This is a genomic window from Paraburkholderia guartelaensis, from assembly GCF_004353905.1.
Taxonomy (GTDB): domain Bacteria; phylum Pseudomonadota; class Gammaproteobacteria; order Burkholderiales; family Burkholderiaceae; genus Paraburkholderia; species Paraburkholderia guartelaensis.
The window spans coordinates 92,176-106,381 of the sequence record NZ_SMOD01000012.1; the positions used below are offsets into that span (position 1 = coordinate 92,176).

The 14,206-nt window shown below is 60.4% G+C and carries 16 protein-coding genes; 9 read left to right on the forward strand and 7 right to left on the reverse strand.

What is annotated here, in order from left to right; genetic code table 11:
- Positions 1–111: 111 nt before the first annotated feature.
- On the forward strand, positions 112–1,431 hold the full coding sequence (locus tag E1N52_RS17430) for a tetratricopeptide repeat protein (protein WP_133184003.1): 1,320 nt from the start codon (positions 112–114) through the stop codon (positions 1,429–1,431).
- Here E1N52_RS17430 and E1N52_RS44090 read toward each other — a convergent pair.
- On the reverse strand, positions 1,422–1,580 hold the full coding sequence (locus E1N52_RS44090) for a hypothetical protein (RefSeq protein ID WP_165979401.1): 159 nt from the start codon (positions 1,578–1,580) through the stop codon (positions 1,422–1,424). The two genes, E1N52_RS17430 and E1N52_RS44090, sit on opposite strands and share 10 nt — an antisense overlap.
- Between E1N52_RS44090 and E1N52_RS17435 the strand changes: the two genes are divergently transcribed.
- On the forward strand, positions 1,579–2,763 hold the full coding sequence (locus E1N52_RS17435; RefSeq protein ID WP_133184004.1) for a TIGR03118 family protein: 1,185 nt from the start codon (positions 1,579–1,581) through the stop codon (positions 2,761–2,763). The genes E1N52_RS44090 and E1N52_RS17435 overlap by 2 nt on opposite strands.
- A gap of 3 nt (positions 2,764–2,766) precedes the next feature.
- Here E1N52_RS17435 and E1N52_RS17440 read toward each other — a convergent pair whose 3' ends face one another.
- On the reverse strand, positions 2,767–3,447 hold the full coding sequence (locus E1N52_RS17440; protein WP_133184005.1) for a TetR/AcrR family transcriptional regulator: 681 nt from the start codon (positions 3,445–3,447) through the stop codon (positions 2,767–2,769).
- Positions 3,448–3,550: 103 nt separating this feature from the next.
- Here E1N52_RS17440 and E1N52_RS17445 point away from each other — a divergent pair, with 103 nt between their 5' ends.
- Complete coding sequence (locus tag E1N52_RS17445; RefSeq protein ID WP_133184006.1) at positions 3,551–4,678, forward strand: FAD-dependent oxidoreductase; 1,128 nt, start codon at positions 3,551–3,553, stop codon at positions 4,676–4,678.
- A 160-nt stretch (positions 4,679–4,838) separates the two neighbouring features.
- Entirely contained in the window at positions 4,839–6,044 is a 1,206-nt protein-coding gene (locus E1N52_RS17450) for an NAD(P)/FAD-dependent oxidoreductase (protein WP_133184007.1), read from the forward strand.
- A 95-nt stretch (positions 6,045–6,139) separates the two neighbouring features.
- On the opposite strand, the gene E1N52_RS17455 is transcribed toward E1N52_RS17450, so the two are convergent.
- The gene (locus E1N52_RS17455; RefSeq protein WP_133184008.1) at positions 6,140–6,655 is read right to left on the reverse strand and encodes an RrF2 family transcriptional regulator; all 516 of its coding nucleotides are present in this window, start codon (positions 6,653–6,655) and stop codon (positions 6,140–6,142) included.
- A 199-nt stretch (positions 6,656–6,854) separates the two neighbouring features.
- Here E1N52_RS17455 and E1N52_RS17460 point away from each other — a divergent pair, with 199 nt between their 5' ends.
- Together E1N52_RS17460 and E1N52_RS17465 are read left to right on the forward strand one after the other, a co-directional pair.
- A complete protein-coding gene (locus tag E1N52_RS17460; protein WP_133184009.1) occupies positions 6,855–7,232 on the forward strand; it encodes a BON domain-containing protein in 378 nt (125 codons plus the stop codon).
- Between the two features lie 159 nt (positions 7,233–7,391).
- Positions 7,392–7,595 carry a hypothetical protein gene (locus tag E1N52_RS17465; protein ID WP_133184010.1) on the forward strand — a complete coding sequence of 68 codons (204 nt, stop codon included), beginning with the start codon at positions 7,392–7,394 and terminating at the stop codon, positions 7,593–7,595.
- A gap of 29 nt (positions 7,596–7,624) precedes the next feature.
- On the opposite strand, the gene E1N52_RS17470 is transcribed toward E1N52_RS17465, so the two are convergent.
- Complete coding sequence (locus E1N52_RS17470; protein ID WP_133184011.1) at positions 7,625–8,377, reverse strand: SDR family oxidoreductase; 753 nt, start codon at positions 8,375–8,377, stop codon at positions 7,625–7,627.
- 118 nt (positions 8,378–8,495) lie between these two features.
- On the opposite strand from E1N52_RS17470, the gene E1N52_RS17475 reads away from it, so the two are divergent.
- On the forward strand, positions 8,496–9,119 hold the full coding sequence (locus tag E1N52_RS17475) for a TetR/AcrR family transcriptional regulator (protein WP_133184012.1): 624 nt from the start codon (positions 8,496–8,498) through the stop codon (positions 9,117–9,119).
- Here the strand turns inward: E1N52_RS17475 and E1N52_RS17480 are convergent.
- The 3 genes from E1N52_RS17480 to E1N52_RS17490 all read right to left on the reverse strand — a co-directional run bounded on the left by E1N52_RS17480 (position 9,088) and on the right by E1N52_RS17490 (position 12,035).
- Positions 9,088–10,356, reverse strand: a complete 1,269-nt coding sequence (locus tag E1N52_RS17480) for an MFS transporter (RefSeq protein WP_133184013.1) — start codon at positions 10,354–10,356, stop codon at positions 9,088–9,090. The two genes, E1N52_RS17475 and E1N52_RS17480, sit on opposite strands and share 32 nt — an antisense overlap.
- 8 nt (positions 10,357–10,364) lie before the next feature.
- Positions 10,365–10,943 carry a cysteine dioxygenase family protein gene (locus tag E1N52_RS17485; RefSeq protein ID WP_133184014.1) on the reverse strand — a complete coding sequence of 193 codons (579 nt, stop codon included), beginning with the start codon at positions 10,941–10,943 and terminating at the stop codon, positions 10,365–10,367.
- Between the two features lie 174 nt (positions 10,944–11,117).
- Positions 11,118–12,035: a LysR family transcriptional regulator gene (locus tag E1N52_RS17490; protein WP_133184015.1), complete on the reverse strand. Its 918-nt coding sequence runs from the start codon at positions 12,033–12,035 to the stop codon at positions 11,118–11,120.
- A 234-nt stretch (positions 12,036–12,269) separates the two neighbouring features.
- Between E1N52_RS17490 and E1N52_RS17495 the strand changes: the two genes are divergently transcribed.
- Together E1N52_RS17495 and E1N52_RS17500 are read left to right on the forward strand one after the other, a co-directional pair.
- Positions 12,270–12,743, forward strand: coding sequence for a PaaI family thioesterase (locus tag E1N52_RS17495; protein WP_133184016.1), 474 nt, complete (start codon positions 12,270–12,272; stop codon positions 12,741–12,743).
- Positions 12,744–12,890: 147 nt separating this feature from the next.
- On the forward strand, positions 12,891–14,180 hold the full coding sequence (locus E1N52_RS17500; protein WP_246089106.1) for an aromatic amino acid transport family protein: 1,290 nt from the start codon (positions 12,891–12,893) through the stop codon (positions 14,178–14,180).
- Positions 14,181–14,206 lie beyond the last annotated feature (26 nt).

A 14,206-nucleotide genomic window follows, 5' to 3' on the forward strand; every position in this document is an offset into this window, starting at 1 on the left:
AACATAGCCAGAACGCCCGGCAGAAGAGCGTTTAAGCCTGCTGGCACGCTCGATGCGTTCACGCCGACCGACAGTTGGGCCCAACCAACTGCAGCCGAGTCGAGGTGCAACATGTCGAGCGTTCCGGATCGCAGGCCCGGTGTCCTGCCGCAGGTGCTGCTTCTGATCGGGTTGATCGTCCGCTTGCCGAGAGAGCTGTGGCCTTTCGTGCTCCCCTGGTTCATCCTGATCCTGGCCGTTCCGTTTTGCTCGCTCGTCATATCGGGCGCGCTGACGCAACACGTGCTGGTTCCGCCGGTGGAAGCGCCGAAGGCATTTCTCGAAACCGGCTATACCCCGGAATTCCTGGCAGAACGAATTCTTGCTGCCATGCGTGGGATCAGCAGCGACAGCGACGCGGTCCCGCACGATGCCTCGCTCGCCGACAACGACAATCCGGATATCAAGCTGCCAGGCGAGGACATGTCGTACGCCTCGATTGTCGGTTTTCTGAAATCGACGCTGTTCCGGAACAAGCAGGACGTGGTCGTCCATATCGGCATTACGCATGTGAACGACAGCGCGGATGCGTATGTCGCGCATATCCAGATCGAGAATGGCCCGTTCAACGCCATGCACGACGACGTTGCGTTCAGTGGCAATGACTTCAATCAGTCGATGCGGGACATCGCGACCAAGGTCATGCGGCTCGTCGAACCGAATACGCTTGCGAGCCATGTCTTCACAACGGTGCAAAAGACTCGGTGTTCGCTGGACGAATGCGACTACAGCGAGGTCGAAGCCATCTATGACGATGTCCTCGGGCGGCCAGGCGCACTACAACACCAATGGGCGCTCGCTGGAAAAGGCTGGCTGCTGCTGCGGCAAAACCGCTCCGAGGAGGCGGAACAGCAGTCGCGCGACGCGCTGTTGCTGTATCCACATTCCGCCGTCTTGCGTGCCAATCTCGGCATTGCGCTCGAGCAGGAAAAGAGAATCGACGCTGCGATCAAGGAGCTTCGAGCCAGCGCTCACGAGAAGTGGAGCACCGCGGAGAACCAGCGCTTGCTCGGCGACGTCTTGTTGCACGCGCACCGGTATGGCGAAGCCCTCAGCGCGTTCCACCGCGCAGATGAAATGCACGGCGATGACGTGAACATCCTCCATGATTGGGGCGAAGCACTCGTCGACAACGGGCAATACGAGGCGGCGATCGTCAAGCTGGTTCATGCGGTGGAACTTCGTCCCGATCTCGCGCCCTCGTATGAACTATGGGGGCAGGCGCTGGAAGGCGAAGGCGATCTCTCTCGTGCTGCGCAAAAATATGCAGAAGCGGACAAACGCGACAGCGGCGCGCTGACGCCGCACGAGAAGCAACTCGCTCTGCTTGGCACGCCGCGCAGATTGCCGCCGGTATCGGCAAGTCTGCAGGCATCGCATAGTCACGCGTAGCGCTCGTTGTCCGTCGTGTACTTTTCGCTATCTAATTCAGTCATTACGATAGCCGACGAAGCAAGCCCTTTTTCTTCGCTGGAATAAACGCCGCGTCCTCCTCGTTTTTTGTCCGTTAGTCCCGTGGACTGAACGAGGAGTGCGGTCATGAAGTCTCTACTCGCCGTATTCGGCGTCGTAGCATGTGGTGCAGCCATCGCGACGCTCGTGTCGTGCGGCGGCAGTTCCGGTTCCAGTCCGGGTTCCAGCAGTGCGAGCGTGCCCGTCACGTCGTCGTTTGCGGCGACGGCTCTTGTTTCCGATGGTGCGGTGGCGGCCGCGCACATCGACGGGAATCTGAAAAACCCATGGGGTGTCGCCTTCAATCCGCAAGGTTTTGCCTGGGTGGCGGACAACGGCACCAACGTCGCAACACTTTATGACGGCAACGGCGTGCCGCAATCGCTGATCGTCGCGATACCCAGCGGCAAGAACGGCTCGGCATCGCCCACGGGCATCGTCTTCAACGGCACACAAAGCTTCACCGTCACGGAAAACGGCAAGTCCGGCGTCGCGGCATTTATCTTCGCGGGCGAGGGCGGCACCATTACCGCGTGGGCGCCGGCGGTCGGGCCGACGAACGCATTCGTCATGTACGACGACGGCACGGGCGGCGCTGTATATAAGGGGCTCGCGCTGGCGACGATGAACAACGCCAACTTCCTCTACGCGACCGACTTCCATAACAACAAGATCGACGTTTTCAATACTTCATTCAACAAGGTCACGATGCCCGGCGGATTCACCGACCCGGCGATGCCGGCCGGCTTCGCGCCGTTCGGCATTCAGTTGATCGGCTCGAATCTGTTCGTCACGTATGCGATGCAAGACTCGGCAAGGCACGACGACGTCGCAGGCGCGGGGCTCGGCATGGTGGACGTGTACGACACGGCCGGCAACCTGAAGCAGCGCTTCGCGACAGGAGGGGCGCTCGACGCGCCATGGGGCATTGCGCAAGCGCCCGCGAACTTCGGCTCGATGAGCGGCGCGATACTGATCGGCAATTTCGGTAATGGCGCGATCAACGCATTCAATGCATCGAGCGGCCTGTCGATGGGGCAACTCAACGGGTCGAACGGCAATGCGCTCGTCGAGCCAGGCGTGTGGGGCATCGCGTTCGGCAACAACCTCAGCAATCAGCCTTCGAATACGCTGTTTTTCGCGGCGGGGCCGAATAACGAAGCCGATGGCGTGTATGGAAGAATCGATCTGAGTGCGACGTCGAACGTCGGCACGACCACGGGCACGGGTACCGGCACGAGCACGGGAGCAGGGACGGGCATGGGCATGTAATGCTCAGCGGCCGTGCGCCGATTCGATTCCAAGCAGGATGAGATCGATTCCAGCGAGAAAATCGACGCGATCGTCGTGATCGCGCAGCTGTGCGGCCACGCTGCGCGTGAACGGATAATCCGCGGGATCGAGCTGCGACCATACCGACGCCACCTCGTCCAGAAAGTGGGTTCGATCAGCGTCCTGGTCGCGAGCGATCTGCGCATTCGCCGCGTTCTGGCCGCTCACGCCCAGGATGTAGCTCAGCAATGCGGACACCGTTGCCCATTGCGCGTCGTCAGGCACATCGAGCGCGCGAATCTGCTGGCCTATGCGTTCAAGAATGCGAACCATAGGCAATTGCCCCGGGTCTCGCGCGAGCACCGAGCCGACCCACGGATGCTCGTCAATCGCGTCGAACATGCCCAGCGCGAGCGTGCGAATCGCCTCGCGCGGCGTCTCGCTGGGCAAAGGCGTGTCCATCGTGCGGGCGACGATGGCGTCACAGGCTGCGCTCAGCAAATCGCTCTTGTTTTCGACATGCCAGTAAATCGCGCCGGGACCGGTGGCGAGCCGTTCGGCCAGCGCACGAAACGTCAGGCCGCTTTCGCCGCTGCTGTCCAGAAGCTCGATCGACGCCTCGATGATTCGCTCGCGTGAGAGCGAGTCCTCGCGCCGTTGAACGCCCCGCGCCTTCTTGACCATGCTTCCTCTTGACGTCAATGGAACATTGTTCCATATTACTATGGAACGGCGTTCCATAGAGCGCCTGCGTTCAATTGCAGCAGGCCCAACGGCAAGGAGCGGGATGAAGAATTCGATTGCAATCATCGGTGCGGGACTCGGTGGGCTCATGCTCGCCCGGGTTCTGCACGTTCACGGCATTGACTCGACGATCTTCGAGGCGGAGGCCTCGGCGAATGCGCGAGCGCAGGGAGGCATGCTCGATATTCACGAGAACAACGGACAACGCGCGCTCAAGGCAGCGGGACTCTTCGACCAGTTCCTCGAGATCATCCATCCCGGCGGTCAGGCGACGCGGGTCCTCGATCAGCATGGCCGGGTCCTCTACGAGCAAGGCGACGACGGAACGGGCGGACGGCCCGAAGTCCCGCGTGGCGAGTTGCGGCGGATTCTGCTGGATTCGCTTCCCGCCGGCACGGTGCGATGGGGGCATAAAGCCGTAGCGGTGTCGCCGCTCGGCGGCGGCCGGCACGTCGTGACGTTTGCCGACGGCTCCACCGTGAATACCGACCTTCTCGTGGGCGCCGACGGCGCCTGGTCGAAAGTTCGTCCGCTGCTATCGGACGCGAAACCGGCCTATGTCGGCACGGTATTCGTCGAAACGTATCTCTTCGATTGCGACACGCGTCACAAGGCGAGCGCACAAGCGGTTGGCGAAGGCGCGATGTTCGCGCTCGCGCCGGGAAAAGGCATTGCGGCGCATCGCGAACCGGATGGCGTGCTGCACACGTATGTGCAACTGAACCAGTCGAGCGACTGGATCGACAGCATCGACCAGTCCGATCCGGCGGCAGTGCTGGCCACGGTTGCGAAAGCGTTCGATGGCTGGGCGCCGGAGCTGACTGCGCTCATCACCGACGGAGAAACGGCCCCAGTGGTGCGCCCAATTCATTCGCTACCGGTAGAGCACAAATGGCCGCGCACGCCTGGCGTCACATTGCTCGGCGATGCAGCGCACCTGATGATCCCGTCGGGTGAAGGGGCGAACCTGGCCATGTTCGATGGCGCTGAACTCGCGAAGGCTATCGCTGCCTATCCCGGCAACATGGAGGCCGCGCTCCTCGCGTACGAGACAGCACTTTTCCATCGCAGCGCGCGCGAAGCGGCAGCGGCGAAAGAGGTGCTCGATGTTTGTCTTGGTGGCGACGCGCCGCGAAGCCTCGTCGATTTCTTCTCGATCCATCAACCCTAGCTACGTCCCTCGGCGCGGCCTCGCTGCCTGATTCGTCAACAGTGCGTCCCAAAAGAGGGCTTGCGTGATTAAACTCCGACTCATAGAATCCGAGTTATGCGTTGCGCAGGCGCGGCGCGGATCGACCGATTTCACGTATCCCTGCATTGGAGAAGCAAAAATGTCGAAGCGTATTCTTGTTATTGGGGCCGGCTTCGCCGGCATGTGGAGCGCGCTGAGCGCGGCGCGGCTGCTCGATGAGCAGGGGCGCACGGACGTGGAGATCACGCTGGTCGCACCGGACCCGCATCTGCATGTCCGTCCGCGTCTGTACGAAGAGGGCCCCGCGAACTTCCGCGCGCCGCTCACGGAGATCTTCGAAGCGACTGGCGTCAAGTTCATACAGGGCACGGTCGAGCGTATTCACGCGGAGCGTCGCGCAGTGGATCTGATCAGCGTGGATGGCCAGTCCTCCACGCTCGGCTACGACCGACTCGTGCTGGCCACGGGCAGCCGGCTGTTCCGCCCGTCGATTCCGGGCCTGGCCGATCACACCTTCAGCGTGGACCAGACCGACGAAGCGGTCGAACTGGAAGCGCACATCCGCGGTTTGGCCAGCCAGCCGGACTCGCCCGCGCGCAATACCGTGGTGGTGGCGGGTGGCGGATTCACCGGCATCGAGACCGCTGCGGAAATGCCGGCACGTCTGCGCGCGGCGCTGGGCGAGCAAGCGAACGTGAAGGTGATCATCGTCGAGCGTAACGATGCAATCGGCCCCGACCTGGGCGCGGGCCCGCGCCCCGTTATCGAAGAGGCGCTGGGTTCGCTCGGCGTGACCTGGAAGCTCGGCTCGGGTGTGGCTTCAGTGGATGCCGGCGGCGTCACGACGACGGACGGCCAGCGTATCGAATCGAACACGGTGATCTGGACGGCCGGGCTGCGCGCGAGCACGCTGACCGCGCAGATTCCGGGGCGCCTCGACGCCATCGGGCGCCTTCACGTCGACCGCAATCTCGCGGTGGAGGGCGTGCCCGGTGTCTACGCGACGGGCGACGTCGCCCGCGCCGCCACCGACGACGAAGGCAATCACACGATGATGTCGTGCCAGCACGCGATGAACCTGGGGCGCTCGGCGGGCCACAACGTGGCTGCCGATCTACTCGGCCTCGCGCCGATTCCGTATAGCCAGCCGAAGTACGTGACCTGTCTGGATCTGGGCCCGTGGGGCGCGGTTTACACGGAAGGTTGGGAGCGCGAAGTGAAGTTGCAGGGTGCCGAGGCGAAGAAGCTCAAGCACCAGATCAACTCCGAGTGGATCTACCCGCCTCGCGCGGACCGTGAGCAGGCGCTGGCCGCTGCTGATCCGCTTCGCATCGTGGTTGCCTGATCATTCAGGACGACGACGGCTTAGACTGCACGCGGAAGCCTCGTTGGAGGCTCCGCGTTTTTCGCATGATAGAAGGGGCCGCAAAGCGATGGTCGTTACCCACGACGATTGGCAGCGCGCTCCGTGAACCAGTCCACCACATGATGGTGATAGCTGGCAGGCGCCTTTGAATACGCGCGAGTAGCGAGATCGGCGAGCGAGTGTTGCTTGAGCTCGGCGCGCATGGCGCGCTCGGCGCCCTGCATCACGGCATGAATCGAGCAGGTGCCGCGTGTGGCCCATGCGGGCGGCTCATCGTCGAAAACGGCACATTGCGTGCGCACTTCGCGACAGTCGAAGAGCGCTTTTTCGCCGTCTATCGCGTCGACGACATCCAGCACCGAAATATTGCGCGCGGGTTTCGCGAGCCTGAAGCCGCCGCGTATGCCTTCGGTCGACTCGACGATGCCGGCCTTGGCGAGACGCGTGAAGAGCTTGGCGGCGTAGTCGACGGGCACCCCCTGCATTTCCGCCAGGTCGCGCACGCTCGCCTCGCGCACGCCGGCGGACGTGCCGGCAAGATAGAGCAGGCAATGCAGCCCGTATTCGACGCCCGTGCTGATGTGTGACATGGTTATACGACGACTTTTTGTATCGGAGTTGCTAGGGTAGCGCAGTGCGGCCCCGAAGTCATCCGCTGCGTCGTCGTGTGCGCTCGGGCAGGCAGCGTGGCAGCGCCCGGCCATCGTGAGCGCGACGCGCGAATTCCTGTGCGAACATACGCGTACAAGTGGCGCTTTTCCTCGGTTGACACGGCCCGATGGAGGCAGCATGAACAGAAACGGTGCGAACGGAACGATCGGCGCGATGGTGTTTGCGGCTATCGCAAGCTGCGCTGCCCATGCGAACGCGCAAGCCGGTGTGAACGAGCCGGTCGGTGTGGTCGTGCAACGAATATCGGCATCGACACCCGGAAGCCGGCCGGATAGCTCGGTGGTGCGTGACGTTCGCCGTGCCATCAGGCGCGTTCCGGATCTCGACGATTCGGACATTCACATTCGCGTCAGCCACGGTGTCGTCACGCTCTCGGGCACGGTACCGGAGACCTGGCAAGTCGCGCGCGCGGCCAATGCGGCAAGGCCGGTGCTGGGCGTGAAGGCCGTGACGAACCGATTGAAAGCGAAAGAGGATGCGGCGGCCAGCGAGTAGCGTTCCGCGTGCTTCCTGGTAACTTGTACTCAAAAATCACATTCCAAAACGAGTACGTTAGCTAACAAACTTTCGTGAAGAGCCTCATGCGATTGATTGTATGGGAGGCTATATGGGCACGCTATTGGCGTGCTTCAGCGCGCGAAACTTGAAAATGCGATGTCGCTGGGCGACGTCCAACTCGGCGCGCGGCCGGTTTCAATGTGCGAGGCGCTCGCGGCCTGGAATCTCACGGCCCCGAAGGAATGTATTCGATGCGCGCGTGACGAAGTCGATGGCTTTCTCGGGCGCCTCATCGTCGATGAGGCGCGTGAACCACAGGTACAGCATGTCGCCGGCTGGCGTCGGCAGCGCTACGACTGATTTATCCCAGTGACGTTTTGCGGACTAAGTCACCAAGGCAGAGGACCATCAAAGTTCGAGAACGTGCCTGTCGGTCCATTCGCATCAAGGAGAGCCAGGCGAACGGGTTCTCGCGCTGCATCCTCAACCGATCCTGCGCCCTGTGCAAAGTTACTCATAGCGGTTGCAGTGAAGCCTGGACAGGCTGCGTTGACCTTGATGTTCGTGCCCTCCAGTTCAATGGCGAACGCTTGCGTGACGGCGTTGAGTGCCGCTTTCGAGGCTTGATAAGCGCCGACATACTGTCGCGAGAACTCCGACGGATTGTCCTTCAGCGTAAGGGAGCCACCTGCGCTCGAAATATTCACGATGCGTCCGGCAGGTGCTTGCCGGAGCAGCGGCAACATTGCCTGGGTAACGGCAACAACCCCAAACACGTTTGTCTCAAACACGGTGGTCATATCGTCGACTGATACACGGCTCAGCTTGTCGCCGTCCCTCATTTCTTCGATAGGCGTCCCCGGCTGAATTGGACGCGAGATCCCCGCGTTGTTGACCAGCACATCGAGACGTCCCACAGTCTCCTCGATCTGCCTGGCTGCTTCCGCAATCGACGTTCGATCCGTCACATCGAGCTGGATAGCCTGGACCTCTCCGCCGATGCTTTTTGCTGCCGCCACGCCGAGGTCCAGCTTGCGGGCTCCGACGAGTACCTTGAAACCCTTCGCCGCCAGTTCCTTGGCGATCTGAAGGCCAATGCCTTTGTTCGCACCACTAACGAGTGCGACGGGTGTGCTCTGCATGTTTGCTCCGCTCAAAATGATGGGTGAAAGCGATTCGCCTACGGTAGAATGCAAGCGGAACGTCGCTCCGGTTACTGACTATACGGAACAAGGTTCCGTTTAGCAAGGGGAAAATGAATTGAGCAGCAAAACGAACAAGTCCGCGAACGAACTTGCGTCGCGCCCCGTGCGCGCTGACGCACGGCGCAACATAGACACGCTCCTGCGAACAGCACTGGCTGTTTTCGAATCCTCGGGAATCGATGCTCCGGTGCGCGAGATTGCGCAAAAGGCCGGTGTGGGCGTCGGCACGATCTATCGCCACTTCCCGCAACGTTCCGACCTTGTGGTGGCTGCGTTGTGCAGCGAGGTGGACGCCTGCGCGGACGCCGGCGCTGAACTTGCCGCCACGCTTGGCGCCGGAGAGGCGTTGCTGGAATGGGTTGACCGCTATGTTGAGTTCGTGACGAAGAGGCGTGGTCTCGCTGCCGCCCTCAATTCTGGCGACCCCGCGTTCAAGGCTTTGCCCCAGTATTTTTTGCAACGACTCCGTCCGGTCGTTCAGAGTCTCCTCGATGCAGCGATAGCTGCAGGCGAAATTCGCGACGGCGTCAAGCCAGATGAGCTTCTGTGTGCAGTGGGCGCACTCTGTGCCCCACTCGAATGTCCCGACCCACTTGATGCGAAGAGGTTGGTGAGTTTGTTTGTTGACGGATTGCGCTACGGTGCTTCTATCCGATCTCATCCCCCTTTGGTGCGCTGATCGCGCTCTGCCAGCGTGGCGCGCGCCTACTTACCACCGCCTGGCCCAGCAGCGCGATAACTGCAAGGGCTAGTGGAACTAGCGACAGCCCGAGCACCGTGTTCCATCCGTAGGTGGCCAGCAGGTCGCCCGACAGGAAGGAGCCGAAGGCCATCGTCCCGAACACGATGAAGTCATTGAGCGACTGCACACGCGCCTTTTCCTCGGGCTGATGGCATTCGAGCACGAGGGCTGACGCCCCTACAAAGCCGAAGTTCCAGCCCATGCCGAGCAGGATGAGCGTCAGCCAGAAGTGCGCCACATCGACGCCCAGCAATCCGGTGGCCGCCGAAAGTGCCGTAAATGCCAGACCTGCCATAACAACCCGTTGAGCGCCGAAACGCGCAATCAGCCGGCCCGTGAAAAAGCCGGGCGCGTACATCGCGATAACGTGCCATTGAATCCCGAGGTTGGACGACCGCTGCGACAGTCCGCACATCCGCATCGCCAAAGGGGCGGCCGTCATGAGGAAATTCATCAGCAGGTACGAGACAACCGCACAGATCACGGCGGTAACAAATCGCGGCTGCCGGACGATGACGCCGATCGGGCGACCTCCAGCAGTCTCTGCCGCCGTAGGCTTGGAGAGGCGAACACCTTGCAGGACGAGTGCGGCCAGGGCGCCCACTGCTGCTTGCGCCAAAAAGGTCGCCGCGAATGTGTACGGCGACCACAGATTCATGGTCCACGTGACTAGCTGTGGGCCGATTACCCCAGCGAAAACTCCGCCTGCCATGACGAACGACAGCGCGCGGGGGCGTCGCTCCAGTGGGACGCAATCCGCGGCTGCGAAGCGGAAAGAAAGCACTACAGCGGCGTAAGCGCCGCCGAAAAACGTCGCGACGCAAAAGAGCCAGAATGAGCCCAGCATCACAGCCCAGGCCGCAAGCAGGCCGGCCAGCACGCCGCATGCGGTTCCCGCCATGAATGCAGTACGCCGCCCCCAGCGTTGGGCAACTGCCCCGGCCGGCAGCGAGGATGCCGCCATCCCCACCACAAATATCGAGATTGGCAGGGTCGCCAAAGCGTGACTGGGCGCGAGCGTGTTGCCAACGATAGCGCCGGTTGCATAGAAGACGGTCGAATTCGCGCCGGCAAGCGCCTGGGCAATCGTAAGCCTTGCGACATTGCCCCTGGCGTGCGCGTATTTGGACGAAGAGCGCCAGTCGCCGACGGTGCCCAGATTAACTTCTGACATTGGATGGATTACGCTGAAATCTCGGATTCGTTGGAATACCCGGAAATGAACGTCTTCGGCGTGCTCGTTGCCGGCTCGAAGACGTGACGCGAGATCCTCCCGATGTTGCCACCGTACACATGGACACTGATCGAGACGCGATCCTCGTACAGGTTGGAAACCCGATGTATGTCGCCAGTGCGCGGAGAAATGCTCTCGACTGTTCCTGGGCCAAGGTCTTCGTCTCCGAGCGACCGCATGGGAAGGCCAGGCGAGCCGACTTCGAAGGACTCCGCCCGCTCTCCACCCCTCAATATACCGATCAGCGCCCAGACCGTGTGGTTGTGAATCGGCGTTTTCTGGCCCGGCCCCCATACGAAACTGACAACCGAGAAACGGTCTGCCGAATCGGCATGGAGTAGGTACTGTTGATAATACTGAGGATGTGGTTGCGCGTACCGTTCCGGAAGCCAGTCATCCCGGCTGACGAGATCCGCGAGGAGTTCACGGCCTTGCCGCAAGATCTGGGTCTCATCGCCCGAAAAATCGTCCACGAGGTGCGTAAAGTCTCGCACGAAGCGGTCAAAGCAAGCGGGCGTCTCTTCCATGAAATGTCTCCGGTGGTTAGATCTGTCGCAACTGCCCCCGGACCTTCTTCTGAACTTTGATGGTACTTAAGGAGGCGTCGGGGCTCTCCGGATTTTTGCTTCATCACTCTTCACGAGCAATTGAATCTGACTTCAATCAGCGGCGCCAGCCGTTGCTTGACGCATGTCTCTGCGTCACTTGCGCGGTGCGGCCTTCAGGCTGGCTTGGTACCGGCGAGTTTCCTGCCAGAACGCCCGAGCCACGGGAGAAAGACGGTTTTCATTCAGGCACACCAGGCCGATGCGTCGTGAAGTGCCAGGGGAGAGAGGGCGGAAGACGGTGCCGTTATACCGATCCGGCAGCGCCAGCTTCGCCAGGACCGAGATGCCCTTTCCGCTGGCAACCAATTCCAGTATGGACATCAGCTGCAGCAATTCGTAGGTCACCCGCGGTCGTAATCCGTTCCTGGAAAACAATCTGGTGACCAGGTCCTGTGACCCTGCGCGTGTAAGGATAAAAGGGTCAACTGTCATCTCACCAAGGGGAACGGTCTCCAGTTTTGCCAGGGCGTGGCCGGACGGCAAAACCGCGACAAGCTCATCAACGGCGAGAGTTTGCGAATCGAAGTCTGATTTCGGCAGCGTGACCGCAGCGAGTTCCAGACGGCGCTCGATCAAATCTCGTGACGTTTGTTCATCGGGCTTTTCAGTCACCACAACGTCAACGCCAGGATAGCGAGCCTTGAACCGCTCTATGAGGGGCGGAAGAACCCTTATCGTGGCGCTCGCGCCGAACGAGCCCAGGCGTAACAACCCGGTCTTTAGCTCCGCGCCGGCCAGTGCGGTTGCCTGGACCAGCTGGAGTGACGCGAAGACATCGCGAACATGCGGGAGAACGTGTTCGCCGGTATAGGTCAGGGCGATCCCCGATGCGTTGCGGTCGACCAGTTCCGTTCCGAGTGCGGTCTCCAAGGCGCGCAAGGCGTGACTGGTCGCGGAGGGCGACATTCCCAGCTTCGCGCCAGCTCCCGCGATTCCGTCAGAAGAGGTGAGGGCCAGCAGAAGCTCGAGCTGCCGGAGCGTCGGTGAAGTTGTTCCTGTTCGGCGTGCCATTGAGTCAGATCTCAAGTTTGTGGTCGATCCATGAATCTTATTTTTAGCCTTGCACCGCTGCAAGTCCTTGCGGGCGTTTGGGGCCAGTCCTCCACATAGTTGAATCTGATTTCAATTGTTCATGAAGAACATGAAACGTACGATTCGTTCATGTGATGAAGCACGGTGGACTGGGCGCCAGACGGGCAATTCCTTGCTGGCGGCAGGCATCTCATCCGACATGGAGGCGAACAGATGTCTACACGCGCAATACAAGATTCCTATCCCCCGGAGTTTGCACACTGCTACGGCTGCGGTACGGGCAATCCACACGGCCATCACCTTAAGAGCTATCTCATCGGGGGTGAAACGGTCGCCAGGTTTACACCGGACCGTCGGTACACCGGCGGTGTTCCCGACCATGTATATGGCGGGATGATCGTTTCGCTTCTCGATTGCCACGGTGCGGCATCGGCAGCCGCGTTCTCCGGTCAGAAGGACGAGCGGCATGTGGGCGACTGCTCGCAGCCAATTCGTTTTGTGACGGCGTCTCTCAAGGTCGATTTCAGGCAGCCCACTCCACTCGGGGTTGAACTGGTGATCAAAGGCCGCCTTCGTTCACTGGAGGGGCGAAAGGCCTGGATAGATCTGACTTTGAGCGCGGGCGAGGTGACCTGTGCTGTCGGCGAGATGCTGGCGATTCGACTGCAGGACCCTACGTGCTGTTGACCGGGATTCACTGCCCTGGTCCCATCAAAGCCAACGCGCATCACCACAGCATTTGAGGCGCTGAGCCTCGCCATAACAAGAACGATAAAACGTACCAACGCCTTGTCGCGTTCGCGCGCCACGGTGTTCACATACAAGGAGACAGGCTTGAACACTTTGAATGAGCTGGAAATTTCCGCTGAAACTTTTGGCAGGGTACCGTTCACGCGATATGACATGGGATGGGTCATCCTATGCATTGGCATGGCGATTGGTTCGGGTATTGTTTTTCTGCCGGTGCAAGTTGGCATCACAGGTGTGTGGGTGTTTGCTGCATCAGTCATGGTTGCGTATCCAGCGATGTACATGATGCAAAAACTGTACTTGCAGACGCTATCCGAAAGTTCCGAATGCGAGAACTATGCCGGAATCATTACGCAGTATCTCGGGAAGAATTGGGGCATCTTCCTCGCTGTGGTGTATTTCTTCATGCTGGTAAAAGGAATGCTCGCCTATTCACTGGCGGTGACCTTCGACACAGCCAAGTATCTACAGACCTACGGCATAACGAGGGGACTGCTCTCCGACAGCCCGCTTTTTTCGCTGGCGCTACTTTGTGCTCTGGTGCTCATCGCCGCACAGGGGGAGAAGCTGATCATCAAGGTGTCCAGCCCGCTGGTGCTCTTCAAGCTCTGTGTGGTGGTGCTTTTGGGGGTAGTGATGATCCCGCATTGGGATGTCGCCATGAATCTGCCTTCGCTGCCAACGCTCAAACGGTTCGTGATCGACACCGTTTTGACAGCCCCGTTTACCTTGTTTTCAATCATGTTTGTGCAGATCCTGAGCCCGATGAACATCGCGTTTCGCAAAGTAGAGAAGGACCCGAGGATTGCCACTTATCGTGCATTTCGTGCCAATCGCGTCGCGTATGTCATCCTCGTAGTCGCGATACTGTTCTTCGCTACTTCATTTTCCTTTGTACTTTCGCACGACCAGGCTCTGTCGGCCAAAGCGCAGAATATCTCGGCACTGGCGCTGGCGGGCAGCGTCATCCCCGGAAATGGCGTGCTGTATATGTCTACTGCCCTCGATATTTTCGCGATAGTCACGGCCTTTCTCGGCATCTATCTGGGACTCGAAGAGGCGATCAAAGGGGTGGTGATGAATCTCGTCACACGCTTCATTCCGCATGAGCGTGTCAATGTTCGTGTGGTATCTGTCGGAATCTGCGCATTCATCGTGATCGGCCTATGGGCATGGGTACAGACGCGATTTTCCATCATCCTGCTGCAGCAACTCGCGGCACCGATTTATGGTATCGCGTCATTCTTCGTTCCTTGTTTGCTCGCGTATAAGGTACCTGCACTCAGGAAATACCGCTCTCCACGCGTGTGGTGCGTATTCGTATTCGGCATCATTTTGTGTTTGTCGCCAGTGCTGAAAGCCATGGGCTACTGATATGACTGCGAGCACTGTTTGCGAAA